The organism is Providencia sp. 2024EL-00732, assembly GCF_044006275.1.
GTDB classification, from domain to species: domain Bacteria; phylum Pseudomonadota; class Gammaproteobacteria; order Enterobacterales; family Enterobacteriaceae; genus Providencia; species Providencia huashanensis.
In genome coordinates this window covers 869,679-889,969 of record NZ_JBIPDG010000001.1, presented here as the reverse complement: position 1 = coordinate 889,969, position 20,291 = coordinate 869,679, and the positions used below count along the sequence as shown (strand labels likewise).

Annotated in this window: 18 protein-coding genes; 10 read left to right on the top strand and 8 right to left on the bottom strand. The window is 39.8% G+C overall.

The window, feature by feature from the left end; translation table 11 throughout:
• Positions 1 to 22 precede the first annotated feature (22 nt).
• A complete protein-coding gene (gene nhaB, locus ACHB7C_RS04090) occupies positions 23 to 1,573 on the bottom strand; it encodes a sodium/proton antiporter NhaB (RefSeq protein WP_042843612.1) in 1,551 nt (516 codons plus the stop codon).
• A gap of 221 nt (positions 1,574 to 1,794) precedes the next feature.
• Here nhaB and fadR point away from each other — a divergent pair, with 221 nt between their 5' ends.
• Positions 1,795 to 2,511, top strand: coding sequence for a fatty acid metabolism transcriptional regulator FadR (gene fadR, locus ACHB7C_RS04085; protein WP_042843613.1), 717 nt, complete (start codon positions 1,795 to 1,797; stop codon positions 2,509 to 2,511).
• A 102-nt stretch (positions 2,512 to 2,613) separates the two neighbouring features.
• On the opposite strand, the gene ACHB7C_RS04080 is transcribed toward fadR, so the two are convergent.
• Positions 2,614 to 2,967, bottom strand: a complete 354-nt coding sequence (locus ACHB7C_RS04080; protein WP_048607296.1) for a hypothetical protein — start codon at positions 2,965 to 2,967, stop codon at positions 2,614 to 2,616.
• A gap of 390 nt (positions 2,968 to 3,357) precedes the next feature.
• Between ACHB7C_RS04080 and ACHB7C_RS04075 the strand changes: the two genes are divergently transcribed.
• The 3 genes from ACHB7C_RS04075 (at position 3,358) to ACHB7C_RS04065 (ending at position 6,689) form a co-directional block, all read left to right on the top strand.
• The gene (locus tag ACHB7C_RS04075) at positions 3,358 to 4,659 is read left to right on the top strand and encodes a D-amino acid dehydrogenase (protein WP_048607295.1); all 1,302 of its coding nucleotides are present in this window, start codon (positions 3,358 to 3,360) and stop codon (positions 4,657 to 4,659) included.
• 68 nt (positions 4,660 to 4,727) lie between these two features.
• Positions 4,728 to 5,807, top strand: a complete 1,080-nt coding sequence (gene alr / locus ACHB7C_RS04070; protein WP_042843617.1) for an alanine racemase — start codon at positions 4,728 to 4,730, stop codon at positions 5,805 to 5,807.
• A 129-nt stretch (positions 5,808 to 5,936) separates the two neighbouring features.
• Complete coding sequence (locus ACHB7C_RS04065) at positions 5,937 to 6,689, top strand: MipA/OmpV family protein (RefSeq protein WP_129465961.1); 753 nt, start codon at positions 5,937 to 5,939, stop codon at positions 6,687 to 6,689.
• A gap of 84 nt (positions 6,690 to 6,773) precedes the next feature.
• On the opposite strand, the gene ACHB7C_RS04060 is transcribed toward ACHB7C_RS04065, so the two are convergent.
• Positions 6,774 to 7,655, bottom strand: a complete 882-nt coding sequence (locus tag ACHB7C_RS04060; RefSeq protein WP_042843620.1) for a D-hexose-6-phosphate mutarotase — start codon at positions 7,653 to 7,655, stop codon at positions 6,774 to 6,776.
• A 341-nt stretch (positions 7,656 to 7,996) separates the two neighbouring features.
• Entirely contained in the window at positions 7,997 to 8,992 is a 996-nt protein-coding gene (gene gapA / locus ACHB7C_RS04055) for a glyceraldehyde-3-phosphate dehydrogenase (RefSeq protein ID WP_004911198.1), read from the bottom strand.
• 355 nt (positions 8,993 to 9,347) lie between these two features.
• On the opposite strand from gapA, the gene msrB reads away from it, so the two are divergent.
• Positions 9,348 to 9,761, top strand: coding sequence for a peptide-methionine (R)-S-oxide reductase MsrB (gene msrB / locus ACHB7C_RS04050; RefSeq protein ID WP_042843621.1), 414 nt, complete (start codon positions 9,348 to 9,350; stop codon positions 9,759 to 9,761).
• Positions 9,762 to 9,875: 114 nt separating this feature from the next.
• Positions 9,876 to 10,181, top strand: coding sequence for a YeaC family protein (locus ACHB7C_RS04045; protein ID WP_042843623.1), 306 nt, complete (start codon positions 9,876 to 9,878; stop codon positions 10,179 to 10,181).
• Between the two features lie 131 nt (positions 10,182 to 10,312).
• On the opposite strand, the gene pncA is transcribed toward ACHB7C_RS04045, so the two are convergent.
• The 3 genes from pncA to sppA all read right to left on the bottom strand — a co-directional run bounded on the left by pncA (position 10,313) and on the right by sppA (position 14,000).
• Positions 10,313 to 10,939, bottom strand: a complete 627-nt coding sequence (gene pncA / locus ACHB7C_RS04040; RefSeq protein WP_042843624.1) for a bifunctional nicotinamidase/pyrazinamidase — start codon at positions 10,937 to 10,939, stop codon at positions 10,313 to 10,315.
• 14 nt (positions 10,940 to 10,953) lie between these two features.
• Entirely contained in the window at positions 10,954 to 11,973 is a 1,020-nt protein-coding gene (gene ansA / locus ACHB7C_RS04035; protein ID WP_395346455.1) for an asparaginase, read from the bottom strand.
• A gap of 170 nt (positions 11,974 to 12,143) precedes the next feature.
• The gene (sppA, locus tag ACHB7C_RS04030) at positions 12,144 to 14,000 is read right to left on the bottom strand and encodes a signal peptide peptidase SppA (protein WP_042843626.1); all 1,857 of its coding nucleotides are present in this window, start codon (positions 13,998 to 14,000) and stop codon (positions 12,144 to 12,146) included.
• A gap of 460 nt (positions 14,001 to 14,460) precedes the next feature.
• On the opposite strand from sppA, the gene ACHB7C_RS04025 reads away from it, so the two are divergent.
• From ACHB7C_RS04025 to ACHB7C_RS04015, 3 genes are read left to right on the top strand one after another with little or no spacing between them, the layout of a single operon-like run.
• Positions 14,461 to 15,012, top strand: a complete 552-nt coding sequence (locus ACHB7C_RS04025; protein WP_042843627.1) for an NAD(P)H nitroreductase — start codon at positions 14,461 to 14,463, stop codon at positions 15,010 to 15,012.
• 11 nt (positions 15,013 to 15,023) lie between these two features.
• Positions 15,024 to 16,067: a selenide, water dikinase SelD gene (selD, locus tag ACHB7C_RS04020; protein WP_042843629.1), complete on the top strand. Its 1,044-nt coding sequence runs from the start codon at positions 15,024 to 15,026 to the stop codon at positions 16,065 to 16,067.
• Positions 16,068 to 16,070: 3 nt separating this feature from the next.
• Positions 16,071 to 17,996, top strand: a complete 1,926-nt coding sequence (locus tag ACHB7C_RS04015) for a DNA topoisomerase III (RefSeq protein ID WP_042843630.1) — start codon at positions 16,071 to 16,073, stop codon at positions 17,994 to 17,996.
• Positions 17,997 to 18,055: 59 nt separating this feature from the next.
• Here ACHB7C_RS04015 and xthA read toward each other — a convergent pair whose 3' ends face one another.
• Positions 18,056 to 18,868: an exodeoxyribonuclease III gene (gene xthA, locus ACHB7C_RS04010; protein ID WP_042843631.1), complete on the bottom strand. Its 813-nt coding sequence runs from the start codon at positions 18,866 to 18,868 to the stop codon at positions 18,056 to 18,058.
• A gap of 546 nt (positions 18,869 to 19,414) precedes the next feature.
• Between xthA and ACHB7C_RS04005 the strand changes: the two genes are divergently transcribed.
• Positions 19,415 to 20,290 (top strand): LysR family transcriptional regulator, encoded by an 876-nt coding sequence (locus tag ACHB7C_RS04005; RefSeq protein ID WP_042843632.1) that lies wholly within the window; start codon positions 19,415 to 19,417, stop codon positions 20,288 to 20,290.
• Position 20,291 lies beyond the last annotated feature (1 nt).

Here is a 20,291-nt window from a genome sequence, read left to right as displayed (position 1 = left end):
GGCTCATAGTTTATCAGTATAGTTATTGTGCAAATGTAATCAAACCAATACTTTCCATCCAATAGGTTATTGGTACTAGCCATAACTCAACGCCTAATAAGCCGACAATTGTCATGACAATGGTATAAGGCAAAGCCATCCATACCATCCGGCCATATGATAAACGGATCAAAGGTGATAGCGCTGAAGTCAGCAAAAATAAGAAAGCAGCTTGACCATTAGGGGTGGCAACAGAAGGTAAGTTTGTCCCTGTATTAATTGCAACCGCTAGAAATTGGTATTGTTCCATTGATACTAAGCCGTCATTTGCTGCTTTTAGGGCTTCGGTAATATACACAGTCCCAACAAATACATTGTCTGAAACGGCAGATAATAGGCCATTGAACAGATAGAACAATGACAACTGCGACGATTCAGATGACTGTAATACAAATTGAATAAACGGAGTAAATAGCTGTTGGTCAATGATAACCGCTACAATACTAAAAAACACCGTAAGTAATGCGGTAAATGGTAGCGCCTCCTCGAAAGCTTTACCTAGAGCGTGTTCTTCTGTGATGCCGCAAAAAGCGGTTGCCATCACAATGACCGATAACCCAATTAAGCCAACTTCTGCTAAATGGAAAGCAAGAGCCACAATTAACCAGATACCGATTAAACCTTGAACAATCAGTTGTGCCAGCTCTTTTTTGGTGCGTTTTTCAGTTAGTTTTTTATCGTGCTCGGTTAATATTTGGCGCACGGAAGCAGGGAGTTCAGCTCCATAACCAAATAACTTAAACTTCTCGACAAGAAAGCACACTAATAACCCACAAATAAAGACAGGAATAGTGACGGGCGCCATACGGATATAAAAAGTGATAAAGTCCCAGTTAACATGTTTAGCGATGATCAGATTTTGTGGTTCCCCCACCATTGTCATCACCCCACCAAGGGCAGTACCAATACCCGCATGCATCATTATGCTGCGCAAAAAAGAACGGAACTGTTCAAGTGTTTGTTTTTTTTCTGTGCTATCAATAAAACCATCATTTTGTAAGTCGGTATCGCTGTGTTGGTTAGAAGCATATTGATGGTAAATAGAATAAAAACCAATTGAGACGCTAATGACTACGGCTATAACCGTTAAGGCATCTAAAAATGCAGATAAAAATGCACTCGCCATACAAAATGCAAGGGAAAGGATGCGTTTAGAACGCACGTTTATCAACAGTTTGGTAAAAACGAACAAAAGCAATTGCTTCATGAAGTAGATACCGGCGACCATAAAGATCAACAGTAAAATAACCTCAAGGTTATTGCTTATTTCATGTGAAATTTGTTTTGGTGTCGTCATGCCGATGATCACGGCTTCGATTGCTAATAACCCCCCAGGTTGCAATGGATAACACTTAAGTGCCATTGCTAAGGTGAATATAAATTCAATTACCAATAACCAGCCTGCCACAAAAGGGCTGATAAAATAGAAAACAACAGGGTTTATTATTAGAAATATGATAATTGCTAATTTGTACCAATCTGGTGAATTTCCAAGAAAATTTTTCAAAAAAGCACTTTTTAAACTAAAATCCATTATGGTTCGTTATCCTCTTTATACGGATGTCGTGTAACGTTCTATTACATACTACTCTGATCTTTTATCGATTATAAGCCCATTTGCTAATTGATAATGTATGAATTATATGGGAATTCTATGATTCGTCTCACTCTTTATTTTGAGTCTAACTATATCAGGAGACGACAATCTGGTATGATTTCCCCAATATCCGTCTAAATGTTTGGAATAATAAAAATATGGTTATTAAAGCTCAAAGTCCGGCAGGTTTCGCGGAAGAGTACATTATTGAGAGCATATGGAACAACCGTTTTCCACCAGGTTCAATACTACCCGCTGAGCGTGAACTCTCCGAGTTAATCGGTGTAACACGCACAACTCTTCGCGAGGTGTTGCAACGTCTAGCGCGTGACGGTTGGTTAACTATTCAACATGGTAAACCAACAAAAGTGAATAATTATTGGGAAACATCAGGCCTCAATATTTTGGAAACACTGGCCAGATTGGATCACGATAGAGTGCCTCAGCTAATTGATAATTTATTAGCTGTGCGGACTAATATTGCTGCAATTTTTATTCGTACTGCATTTCGTAATAACCCTGAAAAGTCGTTAGAAGTGTTAGCTGGCCGAGAAAAAGTTGATGATAATTCAGATGCATTTAGTGATTTGGATTATAACGTCTTCCGTGGGCTTGCATTCGCATCAGGTAACCCTATCTACGGTTTGATTATTAATGGCTTAAGAGGGCTATATACGCGTGTTGGGCGTTATTATTTCTCTAATCCTGAAGCAAGACGCCTTGCATTAAGTTTTTACCAACAATTGAGTAATCTTTGCCGTGAGCAAGCATACGATCGCATTATGGATTGTGTCCGAAATTACGGGAAGGAAAGTGGCTTAATTTGGCATAGTATGCAGGGTAATATGCCTTCAGATTTAGCACACACTCGCTAAATTAGGTAATCGATAAGGCATAAAAGCCAGCCCGCATCTTATGTCGGCTGGCTTTTTTACAAGTGAATGATTGACTAGATTAGTAAATACAATATGTATTAACTAGAGTTTGCTAGGACATGTACAGTAGCGAGGGATAGCAATATCTTCGGAATAATCTACATCTTTATTTTCTAACCGAGTAATTATTTTGTTTAATTGCTCACTTTCGCTTAAAACCAAATGTTCACCCTTAGTTACACAATTGAATTGAACTGTAGTTTTAACATAAGAAACTGCCGTTGCTGGGGGGGTACATATAGGAAGGGGTCTTATAGAAAAGCATATATTTTTCCCTTTATCTTTTATCAAATTTCTTTTCATGGTGGGTTCGCAATACTCTTCTGCAATACTTGGGGCTATAGATAGAAAAATTACATTCAGGGCACAAATAATAGGGATGATCTTTTTAGTCATATACTTTCCTTTAACATTTTTAATCGTTTTTTTCATAATGGATTATTATTTGGATAAATAAACTAGGAAAGAATATATTTTTAGTATAAAAATTTAAGTCTCGTAATTTGTAAACCCACCCATAAAAGACAGTATTCATTAAATTAAAGTATAAAATATCGAACTTGGTTTTTTTGAGATTAATTATTTTTATTTAAAATCAATTTGATATGTTCTTTTTTTGTTTTTGGGCTCTAATTTCACTAGAACAATTAACTTTTTTGTAAATAAAAATCATCAAGTGTTGGTTTTATTATCTATTTTGTTAAAAGTGTTAATTCACCACATTGGCAAATAATTTCTAGAATATTATCCTAAATAATAATTGAATACTTTGCATCTGGGGTGCTTATGAAAGTTCTAGTGTTAGGGGCAGGAGTGATTGGTGTTACAACAGCATGGTATTTAGCTCAAGAAGGCCATGAAGTACTGGTTGTTGATAGGCAGCATGATGTAGCAGAAGAAACCAGCGCAGCTAATGCAGGGCAAATATCCCCTGGTTACGCAACGCCATGGGGGGCACCAGGCATACCACTAAAAGCAGTGAAGTGGATGTTTGAAAAACATGCTCCATTAGCTATTCGGCCTGATGGTACGTTATTTCAGTTGCGCTGGATGTGGCAGATGCTGAAAAACTGTGATATTCAACATTATGCGATGAATAAAAGTCGCATGGTAAGGATTGCGGAGTATAGCCGCGACTGTATTCGGCAACTTAGGGCTGATACGGGGATTGGCTATGAAGCCCGTCAAGGGGGCACATTACAGCTGTTCCGCACAGCTAAACAGTTTGATAATGCTGCTAATGATATTGCAGTGTTACAACAGGAAGGCGTGCCTTATGAGCTTTTAACATCCGACCAACTCATTAAAGCTGAACCTGCATTAGAATTTGTTAAACATAAGCTAACTGGTGGGTTGAGGTTGCCGAATGATGAAACCGGTGATTGCCAGCAATTTACTAAAAAACTCGCTAAAATGGCACAACTAGCTGGGGTTAAATTCCAATTTGGTCAACAGGTTGAACAAATTTTAACGGATGGTAAACGTATTAGTGGTATCCGTATTGATGGCCAAATCGTGCAAGCGGATCAGTATGTTGTTGCTATGGGGTCTTATTCAACATCAATACTACAGGGTCTTGTGCAAATTCCGGTTTATCCATTAAAAGGGTATTCATTAACAATGCCGATTATTGATGAGCAGCGTTCACCCGCTTCTACCATACTTGATGAAACTTATAAAATCGCGGTAACGCGTTTTGATGATCGCATTCGTGTCGGTGGAATGGCCGAAGTTGTCGGTTTTAATCTTGATGTCCTTAAAAAACGCTGCGAAACCTTAAAAATGGTGGTACAAGATTTATATCAAGGTGGTGGTGATATCGAAAAGGCTCAGTTTTGGACTGGGCTTCGGCCTATGACGCCAGATGGCACACCAATAGTCGGGCCAACGGCATACAATAATCTATATCTAAACACGGGGCATGGCACTTTAGGTTGGACAATGGCATGTGGTTCTGGAAAACTGCTGGCGGATTTAATTTCAGGTAACACGCCTGATATTGCTTCGGATGATTTGTCTGTATTTAGGTATCTTGATGGTTTTAATACCAAGCTTGTAAGCAGCGGTCATTTGACGCCAGTGCGTTAAATGGGAGTACATGAAGTTGCAATTACAGTCTATCGCTGATTAAAAAATAATGTATTTAAGGAATTAAGATGCCACGCCCAATTAGTGCGGTTATTCATCTACAAAATTTGCAACATAACTTATCTATAGTACGGCAGCACACAGAAAAGTGTAAAATTTGGTCAGTCATGAAGGCGGACGGTTATGGTCATGGTATAAAGCATATTTGGCCAGCATTAAAAGAAACCGATGGTTTTGCTGTGTTAGATCTTCATGAGGCAATTTTATTGCGTGATGAGGGGTGGAAAGGACCAATTTTGTTATTAGAGGGCTTTTTTCAACCACAAGACTTACAGCTGATTGACCAATACAATTTGACGACCAGTGTCCATAGTGACTGGCAATTAGCGGCTATTGAAAATGCACAGTTTTCTGCGCCAATTTCAGTATATATCAAGTTGAATAGTGGTATGAACCGGCTAGGTTTTTCTCATACTGACTATGAAACTGTAGTCGAACGGTTAGCAGCTATCCCCCATGTAAAAAGCTTAACCTTAATGAGTCATTTCGCAAATTCAGATACAAAAACAGGTGTAACAGTACCTTTTCAACTTATTCAACAGTTTCAACATTTATCATTAGAAACCTGCATTGCTAACTCAGGGGCTGCATTATGGCACCAATACACGCAGTATGATTGGATCCGAACGGGTATTTTATTGTATGGCGCTTCACCTAGTGGCAAATCGGCAGATATTATAGGGTTAGGCCTGAAAGCTGCGATGAGTTTACAATCAGAAGTGATTGCAATCCATGAAATTGAAGCCGGGCAGTCGATTGGTTATGGAAGCAGGTTTACCTCGACTAAACCAATGCGTATTGCAACCGTTGCATGTGGTTATGCCGATGGCTATCCCCGCCATGCGCCTAATGGAACGCCAGTATGGTGCCAAGGAATGCGTTGTGCACTGCTTGGGGCTGTTTCTATGGACATGCTAACAATTGACGTGAGTGATTGCCGCAATTTGCAATTAGGGGATAAGGTTGAACTGTGGGGGCAAAATTTACCTGTTGATGATGTTGCTCATGCAGCGGGGACTATTGGGTATGAATTATTGTGTGCATTAGCAAAAAGAGTTCCTGTATCTTACCAAAACAGCGTAGAATGAATGTTAACCAATTTTGCTGTTTAATTCACATATTTAGCTTTAAATGTGATTTAGGTTATGAGTATTGGGAATAGTTTCGGATTGATATAATATATCAGTGATCCATTTCTCATTTTTTTAGGTTTTTATATGTCTAAAACGATTAAGTTAACCACACTTGCAGTTGCATTGAGTGTGTTATCAAGTACTGCACTTGCCGGTACATGGTCAGTAGGTGCCTCAGTATTGGCGCAATCGACACCTTATAAAGGGATTAAATCCCGTGATTATCTAACTCCAGTTCCTATCGTGAATTATGATAGTGAAAATTTTTACTTTCATACATTAGCTGCAGGTTACTATTTGTGGAATGATCAGCAAGACCAATTATCATTGGATGCATATTATTACCCACAATTTTTCAAGCCTAAAGAAAATGATAACGATGCCATGCGTGAGCTAAACCGCCGTCGTGATACTGTCATGGCGGGTTTAACCTATCGACATAAAGCGGATTGGGGGACATTAAGGTTTAATGGCTCCGGTGATATCTTAGGGATCAGTAATGGCTTACGCGCTGAAGCAGCTTATTTATATGGCTTTGAAGGTGACAAATGGTCTCTGACTCCAGGTGTAGGTATTAAGTGGGATAGTAAAAATCAAACACGTTATGAGTATGGGGTTTCTTCCAAAGAGTCTCGTAATAGTGGGCTAAAACGTTATAAACCAAGTGACAGCTGGTCACCGTACTTAGAGTTGTCAGGTAATTACCGTTTTGATGAAAATTGGACGGCTTTCGCTATGGGACGTGTAGACTTCATGTCGAGTGAAGTTAAAGACAGCCCAATGGTAAATAAAGATGTTTCTGCGATCTTATGGACAGGGGTAACTTATACTTTCTAATTTTACCTTATAAGATTGCTATGAATAAAAAATACCCTCTGAAATGTAATTTCTATCAGGGGGTATTTTTTTGAAATTAGATTATTAATCTTGTGGTTTATTCTCACGAGTAATCATCACAAGGGATAAACGGGCAGGGTGTTGTGCATCACTTTTCATTGGCACATTGATACAGGCAGTTTCAACGCATACCATTTGTTTATACCCATTATTTGGCATGTCTTGCATGCTACATGATAATTCAGCCCAAGGATTCCAGCAGACAACATCACTGTTATGATAATGGTGAATCTCAATAGTACGAGCCCAGCCGTCATCACGTAATAAACTGTACTCTTCGGGTTCAGAGTAAATGCGGTCAATATGCTTATTGAATTTAAGCGCTTCATTTTCATATACTTCTTTATCCGCGACTTTATCAAAATAGTGACCACCTAACCCATAGACGGTAGCCTTTTGAATATCGCTAATATTGAAGTAGGTGTGAAGTGCCGCTGTAGTTTCGAAGTCCCCATAACTTTCTAATTCGAGCTCACAGGTTTCACCAAGCTTCATTCTCAGGATTAAGGTAAATTCATGAGGCCATAATTTACGGGTATAATCGGTATCTGTGAGTGTAAAGGTTAAAATTACACCATCTTCATGTTCATTATGTGCGGTGAACTGCCAAGGTAAGAGACGAGCAAAGCCGTGGCTAGGTGGGGAAACCGGACCAAACCATGGCCAACAAATGGGGATACCACCACGGATCGCGACACCTTCTTTGAAGGCACTTTCGGAACTTAACCAAAGGCATGGTTTTTGCCCAGCAGGTTGCCAATCAATGAGCTGAGCACCTTGTAAACTGACAGCGCCACAAACTTTAGGATGTGAAACGACAATTAGGGGGAGATCGCCAAGTTGGCGTTGTGTGATATAAGCAGACAGCTGCTTAATAACAGGTAGAGCAAAAATTTTGTCGTGCATGGTATTAGACCTGTGTTAGTGGAACAGAGTTAATACTCGCCATACTTCAAACTGCGGTATTGTTGACTACGCTCATTCACATCTAGTCATAAACGTGTGTATGCGCTTAGCGACTTATTTGTTGCTTTGCTGCAATTTAGATTATTTAGAGTATCTATTCGCATACTTCAAGCGTAGTGAATAACATTCATTTTAAAACAAGTCATATTGATAGCGTATCGAATAATGGTATTAACGATAAGCGAAGAAGGCAAAATTATGAAGCGTTAATTTTATATTCAATACAGATACAAAAGAGCCGCCATATTGGCGGCTCAATCAGACTTGTTGCTTAACAGTGCTTATTTAGAGATATGAGCAATTAAGTCTAATACTTTGTTAGAGTAACCAGTTTCGTTGTCATACCAAGAAACTAACTTAACAAAGTTATCATTCAGAGCGATACCTGCTTTAGCATCGAATACTGAAGTCAGTTTTTCACCGTTGAAGTCAGTTGATACAACATCGTCTTCAGTATAACCCAGAACGCCTTTTAACTCACCTGCTGCTGCTTCTTTGATAGCATCACAGATTTGAGTATAAGTTGCTGGTTTTTCTAAGCGTACAGTTAAATCAACAACAGATACGTTAGGAGTAGGGACACGGAAAGACATACCAGTCAGTTTGCCATTCAGTTCAGGGATAACTTTACCTACTGCTTTAGCAGCACCAGTTGAAGATGGGATGATGTTTTGAGCAGCACCACGACCACCACGCCAGTCTTTATGTGAAGGGCCATCAACGGTTTTTTGAGTTGCAGTTGTTGCGTGAACAGTTGTCATTAGACCTTCAACGATACCAAATTTATCGTTGATAACTTTAGCCAGTGGAGCCAAGCAGTTAGTTGTACAAGAAGCGTTAGAAACGATTTCTTGACCTGCGTATGCTTTGTGGTTAACGCCCATAACAAACATTGGGGTGTCATCTTTAGAAGGACCAGTTAGAACAACTTTTTTAGCGCCTGCTTGGATGTGTTTACGCGCTGTTTCGTCAGTCAGGAAGATACCTGTTGCTTCAGCGACTACATCAACACCGACTTCGTTCCATTTCAGATTTGCAGGATCTTTTTCTGCAGTCACACGGATTTTTTTGCCGTTTACAACTAGGTGACCATCTTTAACTTCAACAGTACCGTTGAAACGACCATGAGTTGAGTCGTATTTCAGCATGTAAGCCATGTATTCTGCATCAAGCAAGTCGTTGATAGCAACGATTTCAATGTCAGAACGCTCTTGTGCAGCACGGAAAACGATACGGCCAATACGACCAAAACCATTAATACCTACTTTGATAGTCATAGTATTTCCACCAGCTATTTATTCGTGAATTAAGTTGTAGTTAAAGTTACCAAAACCTTGCCAGCCGTCAAGCGGAATCGTGTCAATTATTGAAAAAAATCAATTCTGATACCACTAACTGCTTATTTGTCAGCCACTTTAGTGACAAATACAGCCGCACGTATTATCGGGATTGTGCAGCATAATGAAACCATCTATCAGTGATATATGTGATAGGGTTCACAAATCAAAACGGAAAGTAAGATGCTTCTTAGTTTAGAATAGTTTTACAGAAAATGTTGTTAATTTTTTGTTGATTGAAATTGATGTATGATAGTAATTAAACTCTCTATTTATTTAAATACATGGGTAAATTATGTCAAGTAAAGAAAGACAAGGCATTGATATTTCAGAGCTAAATGAAATGCAGCGTTATGTCACGCAACAGGCGGGTACCGAGCCCCCATTTAGTGGGCAATTATTGCATAACCGTAAAGATGGTGTGTATGAATGTCTGTGCTGTGGTTCACCTTTATTTATGTCTGAGACTAAATTTGACGCGGGCTGCGGGTGGCCAAGTTTCTACCAACCCATCAATGATGACGCCATTAAATACATTGAGGATTTTTCTCACGGGATGCACCGTATTGAGGTACGTTGTCAGAACTGTAATGCGCATTTGGGGCATGTATTTCCTGATGGTCCAGAGCCGACGGGCCAACGCTATTGTATTAATTCAGCATCATTAAGCTTTTTGGATGATGAGGGAGGCGAAAAGGTACGTGGTTAGTGAGCTGAAGCAAGCTGAAGTTGAAAAAAATACCATAGCAATAACGATTCAGCTATATGGGCAAAAATAATAATAACCAAATACGAATACATTATCTTTTTAAGGAGCATTACGGTGAGTGTTGAAGTAAACCCAGAACAACTTGAGCAACTACTAGCGGCGATGACCCCAGAGATTTATGAGCGTCTAGTGACAGCGGTTGAGTTAGGTAAATGGCCTGATGGCGTTGCATTGACTCGCGAGCAAAAAGAGCACAGTTTGCAAATGGTATTGTTGTGGCAATCACGGAACAACCATAACCCAGAGCATATGACTGTTGGGACTGATGGTGAAATTACGATGAAAAGCAAACAAGAACTGAAAGCCTTATTCCAAGGTGAAATGTTAGCAACATTGAAGCCACAAAATAATGATGAATAGGGTAGGTAAGAATTAGTCATCGAAAGAATAATAAAAATACCATTGCGCGAGTGACAGGGTCACAACAAGTTTTCTCAGCATTATCATTGTGATAAGTATTTGAGAAAACTTGTATATACACAAATATTGTCTTAATTTAGGTCGGCAAGGGTGATTAACTTCGCACCTTCCTTTTCCATACTTTGCAGTGCTTTTAAGCTATCATCAGCAGCTAAATTAACGCCTCGGCACCCATCGGTGAGGACATCAACCGTATAGCCTAATTTTAATGCATCTAATACTGTGAACTTCACACAATAGTCAGTGGCAATCCCCATGACTATTAGATGGGAAATATTCTGAGCCTGTAGCCACCCATGTAACTGGGTTTGGCTGACTCTATCGTTATCAAAAAAAGCACTGTAACTATCGACTTGCGGGTTTTCACCTTTGGTAAACACCTGTTCAATGGCTTGCTGGTTCAATCGTGGGTGAAAATTAGCGCCAAGCTCACCTTGCACACAATGTACTGGCCACCAAACTTGGTCAAGGCCATTGAGTTTGCCTATCTCACCGACTTTTGTTCCTGAATTAACAGCAAAGCTCAAGTGTGTGGCGGGGTGCCAATCTTGGCTGGCAATAATGGTGATGCGTTGTTGTGTACAGTGTGCAATGGCTTTATTAGCGACCTCAATGACATGTTCGCTTTCATTAACGGCTAATGCCCCGCCAGTACAAAAATCATTTTGTAAATCGACTAACAATAAAGCTGTTTTCATTGTGCCCCCAGTATTTAGTCATCAGCGTAACTCAGTTCACCGCGTAAGTTATTTTGCATTAATTCACGAATTAATGCAGGTGTGTAATTTTGGCTGAGTAAGTAATGCAATTTACTTAATGCTGCCTCAAATGTCATATCATAACCACTGATTACCCCGGCGTCTGCTAGTGCGTGACCTGTCGCATACCCTTCCATATTGACTCGGCCAGAAATACATTGTGTCAGGTTGACCACAATAATTCCTCTATTAGTTGCTTCGCGTAGTATTCGCAAGAGTTCGGGCTGTTGAGGGGCATTACCCACGCCATAAGAACGTAAAATAAGTGCTTTGACGGGTTGTTGAAGAATATTACGCACAATCTCAATGGATAAGCCAGGATAGAGAGTAACAACACCAATAGGTTGAGGGGTAATCCGGTGAGCTTTAAATTCGCCTATGCCAATGGGAGCTGGACATGTATTAAATGAGCGAATATTTATCCCTGCCTCCATTAAAGGGGAACAGTTTGGGGAACTAAAGGCATCAAAACCATCCGCATGTGCTTTGACGGTACGGTTACCACGATACAACTTATTATTAAAAAATAACCCAACTTCATTTATTGGATAATTTGCGGCGAGATATAGGGCGTTTAATAAGTTAGTTTGCCCATCTGAACGCAGTGCCTCTAAGGGTATTTGTGACCCTGTCACTATCACCGGTTTTTTCAAGTTTTCAAACATAAATGATAATGCAGAAGCCGTAAATGCCATGGTATCCGTACCATGCAAAATCACAAAGCCATCATATAGGGAGTAATTCTCGGAAATATCATCGGCGATAAGTTGCCAGTCCTCTGGTGTAATATCCGAGGAGTCTATCAGAGGTTGATGTTCGCGAATGGTAAATTCAGGCATCTCAAGGCGGTGAAACTCGGGCATTTGTGCCAATTGCGCTTGTAGGTGACCAGAAACAGGAATATAGCCTTGTGGCGAATGGCGCATGCCAATGGTTCCACCTGTGTAGACGACATAAATTGATTTTTTTTGCATCTTATTACCTAAATTATCACTGCGCAGTGAAGAAAAATGATTATTAGGATTTTGACGTATTTATTGGTGTATTACTATCGTTAAGTTGCTAATTGCTAGGTTTAAATTAGGTAGTTAACTAGATTGTGAGATAAATCCCCTTCAAACAAGTTGAAGGGGAAAAGGGGCGATTAGTTGATTTCAGCACAGTTAAGGCAAAATGCATAGCGATTTTGCGGGTCATTCATTTTTAGGAAAAATTGTGCTTGCTGGCGAATATCCGTAGCGACTGCGGGAGGTAGGAATACTTGTAGTACATCCGGCATTGCGGCTTGAACATTGGTGGTTAATTCAAGTAGCAGTTGATCCATAAAAGTCAGCTCAGGTTTCATCCAATCTAGCTTAACATCAGTGAGTTTAGCTAGTTCTGCGGCTTTATCAACGGCATTATCAAAATCACCGAGTTGGTCAACTAGGCCATTTTTGAGCGCATCCTGACCTATCCATACACGGCCTTGAGCAATCTTGTCTATTTCAGCAGGGGTTTTGTGACGTGATTTAGCGACCAAACCGATAAATGTATCATAACCATTTTCAATAGTAATTTGCATCATATCGGCAAATTGTGGGCTAATCCCTTTGGTTAGTGAAATATCTGCAAGGGGAGATGTGGATACCCCATCGGTATAGACGCCAATAGAATCTAATGATTTTTCAAACGTATTGATAACACCGAAAATACCAATTGAACCCGTTAAAGTACTAGGGCTCGCAATAATATAATCAGCAGGCGTCGATACCCAATAGCCCCCAGATGCGGCCATGCCCCCCATTGAGACTACAACAGGTTTCCCTGCCGCATGAGCAGAAGCGAGTTCGCTACGGATCAGGTCAGATGCACTAACACTACCACCAGGACTATTAACGCGTAATACAATGGCTTTAATATTATCATCTAGACGAGCATCACGAATTTGAGCTGCAATGGTGTCTCCACCTGCAATACCCGCAGTTTGAGGGCCGTCCATAATCGCACCTTGAACAACGATTACAGCAATATTCCCCCCTTGGCTTGCAGTTGTATCGGCTATTTTCGCTGAGTAATCGTAAATACTGATATTATTAAACTGCTTATCTTCTTTATTCCAACCGAAATGCTTAGAGAGCAAATCTTCAACTTGTTCATTTGTATATAGTTTATCCACTAACCGTTGTTTTAACGCATACTGAGCGTTATCGCCCTTAACAGCACGTAATTGCGATAATATCGCATCTGCACCCGGGAAAATTTGAGCACTGGTCATTTTGCGATTTGTGGCAAGTTCAGATAAATAGTTGTTCCATAAGGCATCTAACCACTGTTGATTGGCTAAGCGTGCCTCTGGTGACATATCGTCACGCATGAGTGGCTCAACAGCAGATTTGTAAGTCCCCACACGGAATATATGACTACTAACCTTAAGCCTTTCTAACAGCGACTTATAGTACATGCTGTTAGTCGCAAAGCCATAAAGCCCTACAGTGCCTTGTGGTGTTAAATAAATATCATCAGCAAAACTTGCGAGATAGTATTGTGACTGGTTATAACTGTTACCAACAGCATAGACAGATTTCCCAGCAGCTTTGAATTCGTTAATGGCTTTACCGATGTAAGCCAAAGAAGGCTGGTCAGCCCCCGTTAAGTTATCTAAACGTAATACCATCCCTGTAATGCGGTCATCGCTAGCTGCGGTACGAATGGTATCGACAATATCAAACAAGGAGTTTTCTTGCATACGGCTATTTGAGGTGCCTAATAACTCACGACTCATACGGCCGAATGGATCAGGAGCGGAGACTTGGTCAACAATCACACCCTGCAAATCGACATACAATGCCCCGAAATAGTTTTTCTCGGGTTGAGAATCTGATTGATAAAGGGCAATTGAGCCAATCACAACAAAAAACAACACTAGGAAAATAGCATTGAAAACAAATTCTCGGATAAAATTTAACGCTCGCCAGCTAATTTTAAAAATGGTAGCGATGATGTCCCATAATTGACGCATTTTCTCTCCTATCCTGCCTATTTTGCTCCCCAAGGTGACATTAATTCACTGACTGCCAGTTTGGAGGACAAACTATTTGGATACTATTAAAAATTGTATTTAGTATAAATAAGGTGTAAGCCCTTTGTTAGATGAACGAAAAGCTATGGCCTTAAAGCCAATCCGCAACCCGATCATCATTTCTCACTTTCAGTCGGTTAGTATTAATCAATACAATTACTTGGCACTGAAAGCGGTTTTTATGCATAACAAAATTGTGTTACACAAGGTACAATATCTCAATTATATTTTTCACCAGTGACAAATGATACAATTCAATGAATTTATAACGTAATTTACTCAATAATTAATGGTTATATAGTGTAGGCGATTTTCTCTTAGGCTTAAACTAAATATAGTATTGGTATAATTATCTAATTGAATGATTATCATATCAGTTTACTCTTAATCGGAGACAACCATGGATGCTTTAACCCTTTTGTTGAACCGCCGTTCAGCTTCTAGACTCAAAACGCCAGCCCCACAAGGTGAACAGCTTGATAATATACTTGCAGCAGGGATGAGAGCACCTGATCACGGCGCATTGAAACCATGGCATTTTGTGATCATGAAAGATGATGGCATTAAACGCTTCAGTGAACTGCTTGAGAAAGCGGCAATTGAAGGGCAGTTAGGCGAGGATGTTGAAGAAAAAGCTCGCAATGCACCTTTTAGAGCGCCATTAATTATTACTGTGATTGCAAAGCTAAAACAGCATCCTAAAATTCCTGAGTGGGAACAATTGGTTGCAGCAAGTTGCACAGTACAAGCTATGCAAATGGCTGCAGTTGCACAGGGTTTTGGTGGAATTTGGCGTTCTGGTTCATGGACTGAAGATGCGGTCGTTCGTGCAGGTTTAGGCTGTGGCGAAAACGACCGAATTGTTGGTTTTCTTTATTTGGGGACACCTGAACTTAAAGCACCTGCAAAAGTACAAGCCCCTGATATGACAGGATTTGTAACTTATTTTTAAAGAGAACAATAATGACTGAGAAAATTAGACTAACACAATATAGCCATGGTGCAGGTTGCGGCTGCAAAATCGCACCAAAGGTTTTAGAACAAATTTTACATACAGAACAAGCTAAATTTCACGACCCCCATTTGTTAGTTGGTAATGAAACTAAAGATGACGCTGCGGTTTATGATTTAGGCAATGGCATTGGCATCATTAGTACCACTGACTTTTTTATGCCAATTGTTGATTCCCCGTTTGAATTTGGCCGTATTGCGGCGACTAATGCGATAAGTGATATTTTCGCTATGGGTGGTAAACCGATTATGGCGATTGCAATCTTAGGTTGGCCAATCGCTAAATTACCACCGGAAGTTGCACGTGAAGTTATCGAGGGGGGACGTGCCGCTTGTGCGGATGCTGGGATATCCCTGGCTGGAGGGCATTCAATTGATGCACCTGAACCTATCTTTGGTCTCGCAGTTACTGGCGTCGTTAATACCGAGTACGTGAAGAAAAATAGCGCAGCAATAGCAGGCTGTGAGCTATTTTTAACGAAACCTTTGGGGATTGGCGTATTAACTACTGCGGAGAAAAAAGGGGTTCTTGCTGAGGAGCACCAACATTTGGCAGCTGAAACTATGTGCCAGATGAATAAACTGGGTGCTGAGATTGCTCCTCTTGATGGAGTAACCGCGATGACTGATGTGACGGGTTTTGGCTTGTTGGGGCATTTAAGTGAAATCTGTGAAGGTTCTGGTGTCCGCGCTGAGATTGCTTTTAGCAAAGTACCTAAATTAACGGATGTTGAGAAATATATCGAGGCAGGTTGTGTTCCTGGTGGGACATCACGGAATTTTGATAGTTATGGGCATCTTATTGGCCCAATGAGTGATATGCAACGTAACTTACTGTGTGATCCTCAAACATCTGGCGGTTTACTTATTGCCGTCAAACCTTCAGAAGTCTCTAAAATTAAAGAGATTGCACAGCAACAAGGTGTTTTGTTACAGTCTATCGGGAAATTATTACCCCATCAGGACAATGTTCCTTTAGTTGAAGTGATAGATTAATTCATGCGTTTGTTTATTGCGGAAAAACCGAGCCTTGCAAGGGCTATTGCTGATGTACTGCCGAAACCACATAAGCGTGGTGATGGTTTTATTCAATGTGGTGATGGTCAAACTGTTACTTGGTGCATAGGGCACCTTTTGGAGCAGGCAGAACCCGATGCCTATGAACCTAGGTATGCGCGTTGGAATTTGCAAGATTTGCCGATTATCCCCGATAAGTGGCAATTAAAGCCGCGCTCCGCGGTAACCAAACAATTAAAAACGATTGAAGCGCTGCTTAAACAAGCAACTGTCGTTGTCCATGCAGGAGACCCCGATAGAGAAGGACAGTTGCTGGTTGATGAGGTACTCGACTTTTTAAAGCTTGATTCAGAAAAACGCAAAAGCGTAAAACGTTGCTTGATTAATGACCTTAATCCACAGGCTGTTGAGCGGGCCATTGACCGCTTAAGAGAAAATCGTGAGTTTATCCCTCTGTGTGTGTCAGCATTGGCACGAGCACGAGCTGATTGGCTCTACGGCATCAATATGACTCGAGCGTATACCTTATTGGGGCAACGGGGGGGCTATCAAGGTGTTCTCTCTGTTGGTCGGGTGCAAACACCAGTTTTAGGGCTGGTGGTCAGGCGCGATGAAGAAATAGAAAACTTTGTTCCGAAAGACTACTTTGAAGTTAAAGCACACATTGTGACTCCGCAAGATGAGCGTTTTGTTGCTGTATGGCAACCTAGTGAGTCGTGTGTCGATTTTCAGGATGAAGAAGGGCGCTTATTTCATCGGCCTTTAGCGGAGCATGTCGTTTCGCGTATTGAAGGTAAGCCGGCGATAGTCACACAGTACCAAGATAAACGTGAAACTGAGATTGCTCCTTTACCTTTCTCTTTGTCAGCTCTGCAAATTGAAGCAGCCAAAAAATATGCACTCAGTGCACAGGAAGTCTTGGATATTTGCCAACGTTTATATGAAACGCATAAATTAATTACCTACCCGCGTTCAGATAGTCGTTATCTACCTGATGAACATTTCGCTGGTCGCCATAGTGTATTAAATGCAATAGCAGTGCATCAGCCGTTACTCACTGAATTTGAACTCCCAGAGTTAGATAAAAAAAACCGTTGTTGGGATGATAAAAAAGTCGATGCTCACCATGCGATTATTCCTACAGCAAAAGCCACTGCGGTAAAACTTACAGAGAATGAAAGTAATATTTATCAACTGATTGCGCGGCAGTATATTATTCAATTTATGGCTGATGCGGTTTATCGTAAATGTACAATTGATTTAGAAATTGAAAAGGGTAAGTTTATCGCTAAAGCGCGTTTTTTAGCTGAAGCAGGCTGGCGAGTTGTCTTAGGAAATAAAGAGCGGGACGCTGAAAATGATGGTATGCCTTTACCCATCGTGAGTAAAAATGACGAACTTCTGTGTGAAAAAGGGGAGGTTGTCGAAAGGCAAACACAACCACCAAGGCCTTTTACTGATGCTACTTTATTGTCTGCTATGACAGGAATTGCTCGTTTTGTACAAGATAAAGCATTAAAAAAAGTATTGCGAGAAACTGATGGCCTTGGTACTGAAGCGACGCGTGCTGGAATTATTGACCTATTATTTAAACGGCAATTTTTATATAAAAAAGGGCGTTATATTCATTCATCGCCTGCTGGGAGAGCATTAATTCATGTGTTGCCAGATATGGCGACTTTACCGGATATGACCGCACATTGGGAGTCTGTTCTGACTCAAATCAGTGAAAAACAATCACGTTATGATGATTTCATGCAGCCACTAAGCCAAACGCTGGTGCAATTAATTCATCATGCTCGCCAATTTACGAATTTGCGTACATTTAGAGAGTTACCTCCACCGCCTTCAAAAAGCGGGAAGAAAGCAACGAAAACAAGCAAGAAAACTAAAAAGAAAGTCGAGTAACTAATACAGTAAAAGGTGCTATATAGCACCTTTTACTTGCCGTGTACGGTGTTAAAGAATTATTTGGTTAAGTTAAACTCAGACCATACAGGGGCGTGATCTGACGGTTTTTCCATTCCACGAATGTCATAATCAATCCCTGTTGCAATACAACGCTCAGCTAACTTGTTAGAGGCGAGTAATAAGTCTATCCGCAAGCCACGGTTATCATCGAAACCTTTTGAGCGGTAATCAAACCAGGAGTAGCAGTCATTGACATCCGGGTTCTTCGCGCGGTAAGTATCGACTAACCCCCAGCCCAGTAGGTTATCTAGCCATTCACGTTCTTCTGGTAAAAATGAACACTTACCTGTTTTTAACCAGCGCTTGCGATTAACATCTCCAATACCAATATCTAAATCGGTTGGACTGATGTTCATATCCCCCATAATTAATAATTGGGAGTCAGCTGTTTGTGTCGACGTTACATAGTGCTGTAAGTCTTGATAGAATTTTTCTTTGGCTGGGAATTTCGTTGGGTGGTCACGGCTCTCCCCTTGAGGGAAATAACCGTTAATTACCGTTAATGGCCCCCGCTCTGTGTGAATATCAGCCATAATAATACGGCGTTGGGCATCTTCATCATCAGTTGGAAAACCTTTTCGTACATCGATAGGTTCATTTTTAGTGAGTAGCGCAACACCGTAATGTGCTTTTTGACCGTGATAAAAAACATGATAGCCCAGTTGGCTCACTTCCTCATAAGGGAACATATCATCATGGACCTTGGTTTCTTGTAAACCAATGACTTCTGGTTGATGTTTTTCTATAATAGCGGCAAGTTGGTGAGGGCGAGCTCGCAGGCCATTAATGTTGAATGATATGAATTTCATGGTTTTTTTATCACCTATGCTTTAATGATTATTGCCTCAGATTCTAACAGATGATGACCACACTGTATAACCCTACATAGCGTACTTTAATTCAAAAATAAATTATGTAGACTACTGTAATAATAGCAGTAGGTAATACATTTGACTGATACTGTATATTATATAAATTAATATCAACAATTTTAATTATCTATTATTGTTAATTGGGTGAATTATGACTAATTTATTTTTTATTGAAAATTAAGGTATGTTAAATAATATCTTAATTAAGTATATTTAATTTCATTTAAAGTCAGTTGGTTATTTGTATTTTAATGTGATTTAATAGTCTAGCCATAAAAAATAATTAAGCTAAACAGTATAATATATTGCTTTGCTATGTTGGAAATTATAAAAATACCTTTATGAAATATTGTTACTCATTCAATAAAAAAATTAAGATTGTCTTTTTATTTGGTGAGTTGAATTATGGGCTAATCAACATTTTTTGACTTATATAATTACTCTTGTTGATTAACATTTTAATAATAGAATGGGGTCATAGATATGTTCTTTTCAAGAAAATTAGAGGCGTTTATGGCGGTTGTGGAAAATGGCTCGTTAAGCAAGGCTGCTAGGGTGATGAACCGTACGACACCTCCCATAGCGAAGTCAATCAAGGATTTCGAAACCAGTTTAGGTAAACGGCTTTTTAAGAGAGAAAAATTTGGAATGACATTAACTAAGGATGGCCAGGAACTTTATAATGATCTTAGGGATCTTTATTTACAGGAGAAAGAAATTACTAAAAAACATTTTTCAGGCTACATTGTTAATGAGGCTAATATTTATTATGACTGGGGAAAAGAAGGGCACTTAATCAATTTATATCAAGCAGCTCACCTCAATAATGTACAAGTTAATATATTGAGGTTTAATTATGATGAAGTGGATGAGATTGTTGATTATGATGGTAATACACTTATTCTTAGTTCTGAGGAAGTTGTTAGTGAGCGTTTCTCATTACAAAAAAAAATAGAGAACTCACCATTGGGTATATATTGTCGTAAAGAACTATATGAAAAATACCATTATAACCTTATTGAGCTATTACAAAAAAACACTTGGTTATGTGACCCTGCATTTTATAAAAGTTCGCTAATGAGTGGGTTATTAAAAAAAATTGAGACCACCGATAACAAGATTAGCGTAAGACAAATGGACAATATCGGTTGTTGTCAAAGTTTTATTCAAGATGGTGACTTTATTGGCATTACTGACCATTATCCTGAAGAAGAGTTAATTGATAAGTCATTGATATACGTATCAATAAATAATTTTCTAGGGCAAAGTGAATGTTATGTCTATAAGTCAAAATCACATTCTAGTGTGTTAAATCGCTTTATGGGCGTTGTTGATAAACTGGGAGGTGAATATAACTGAA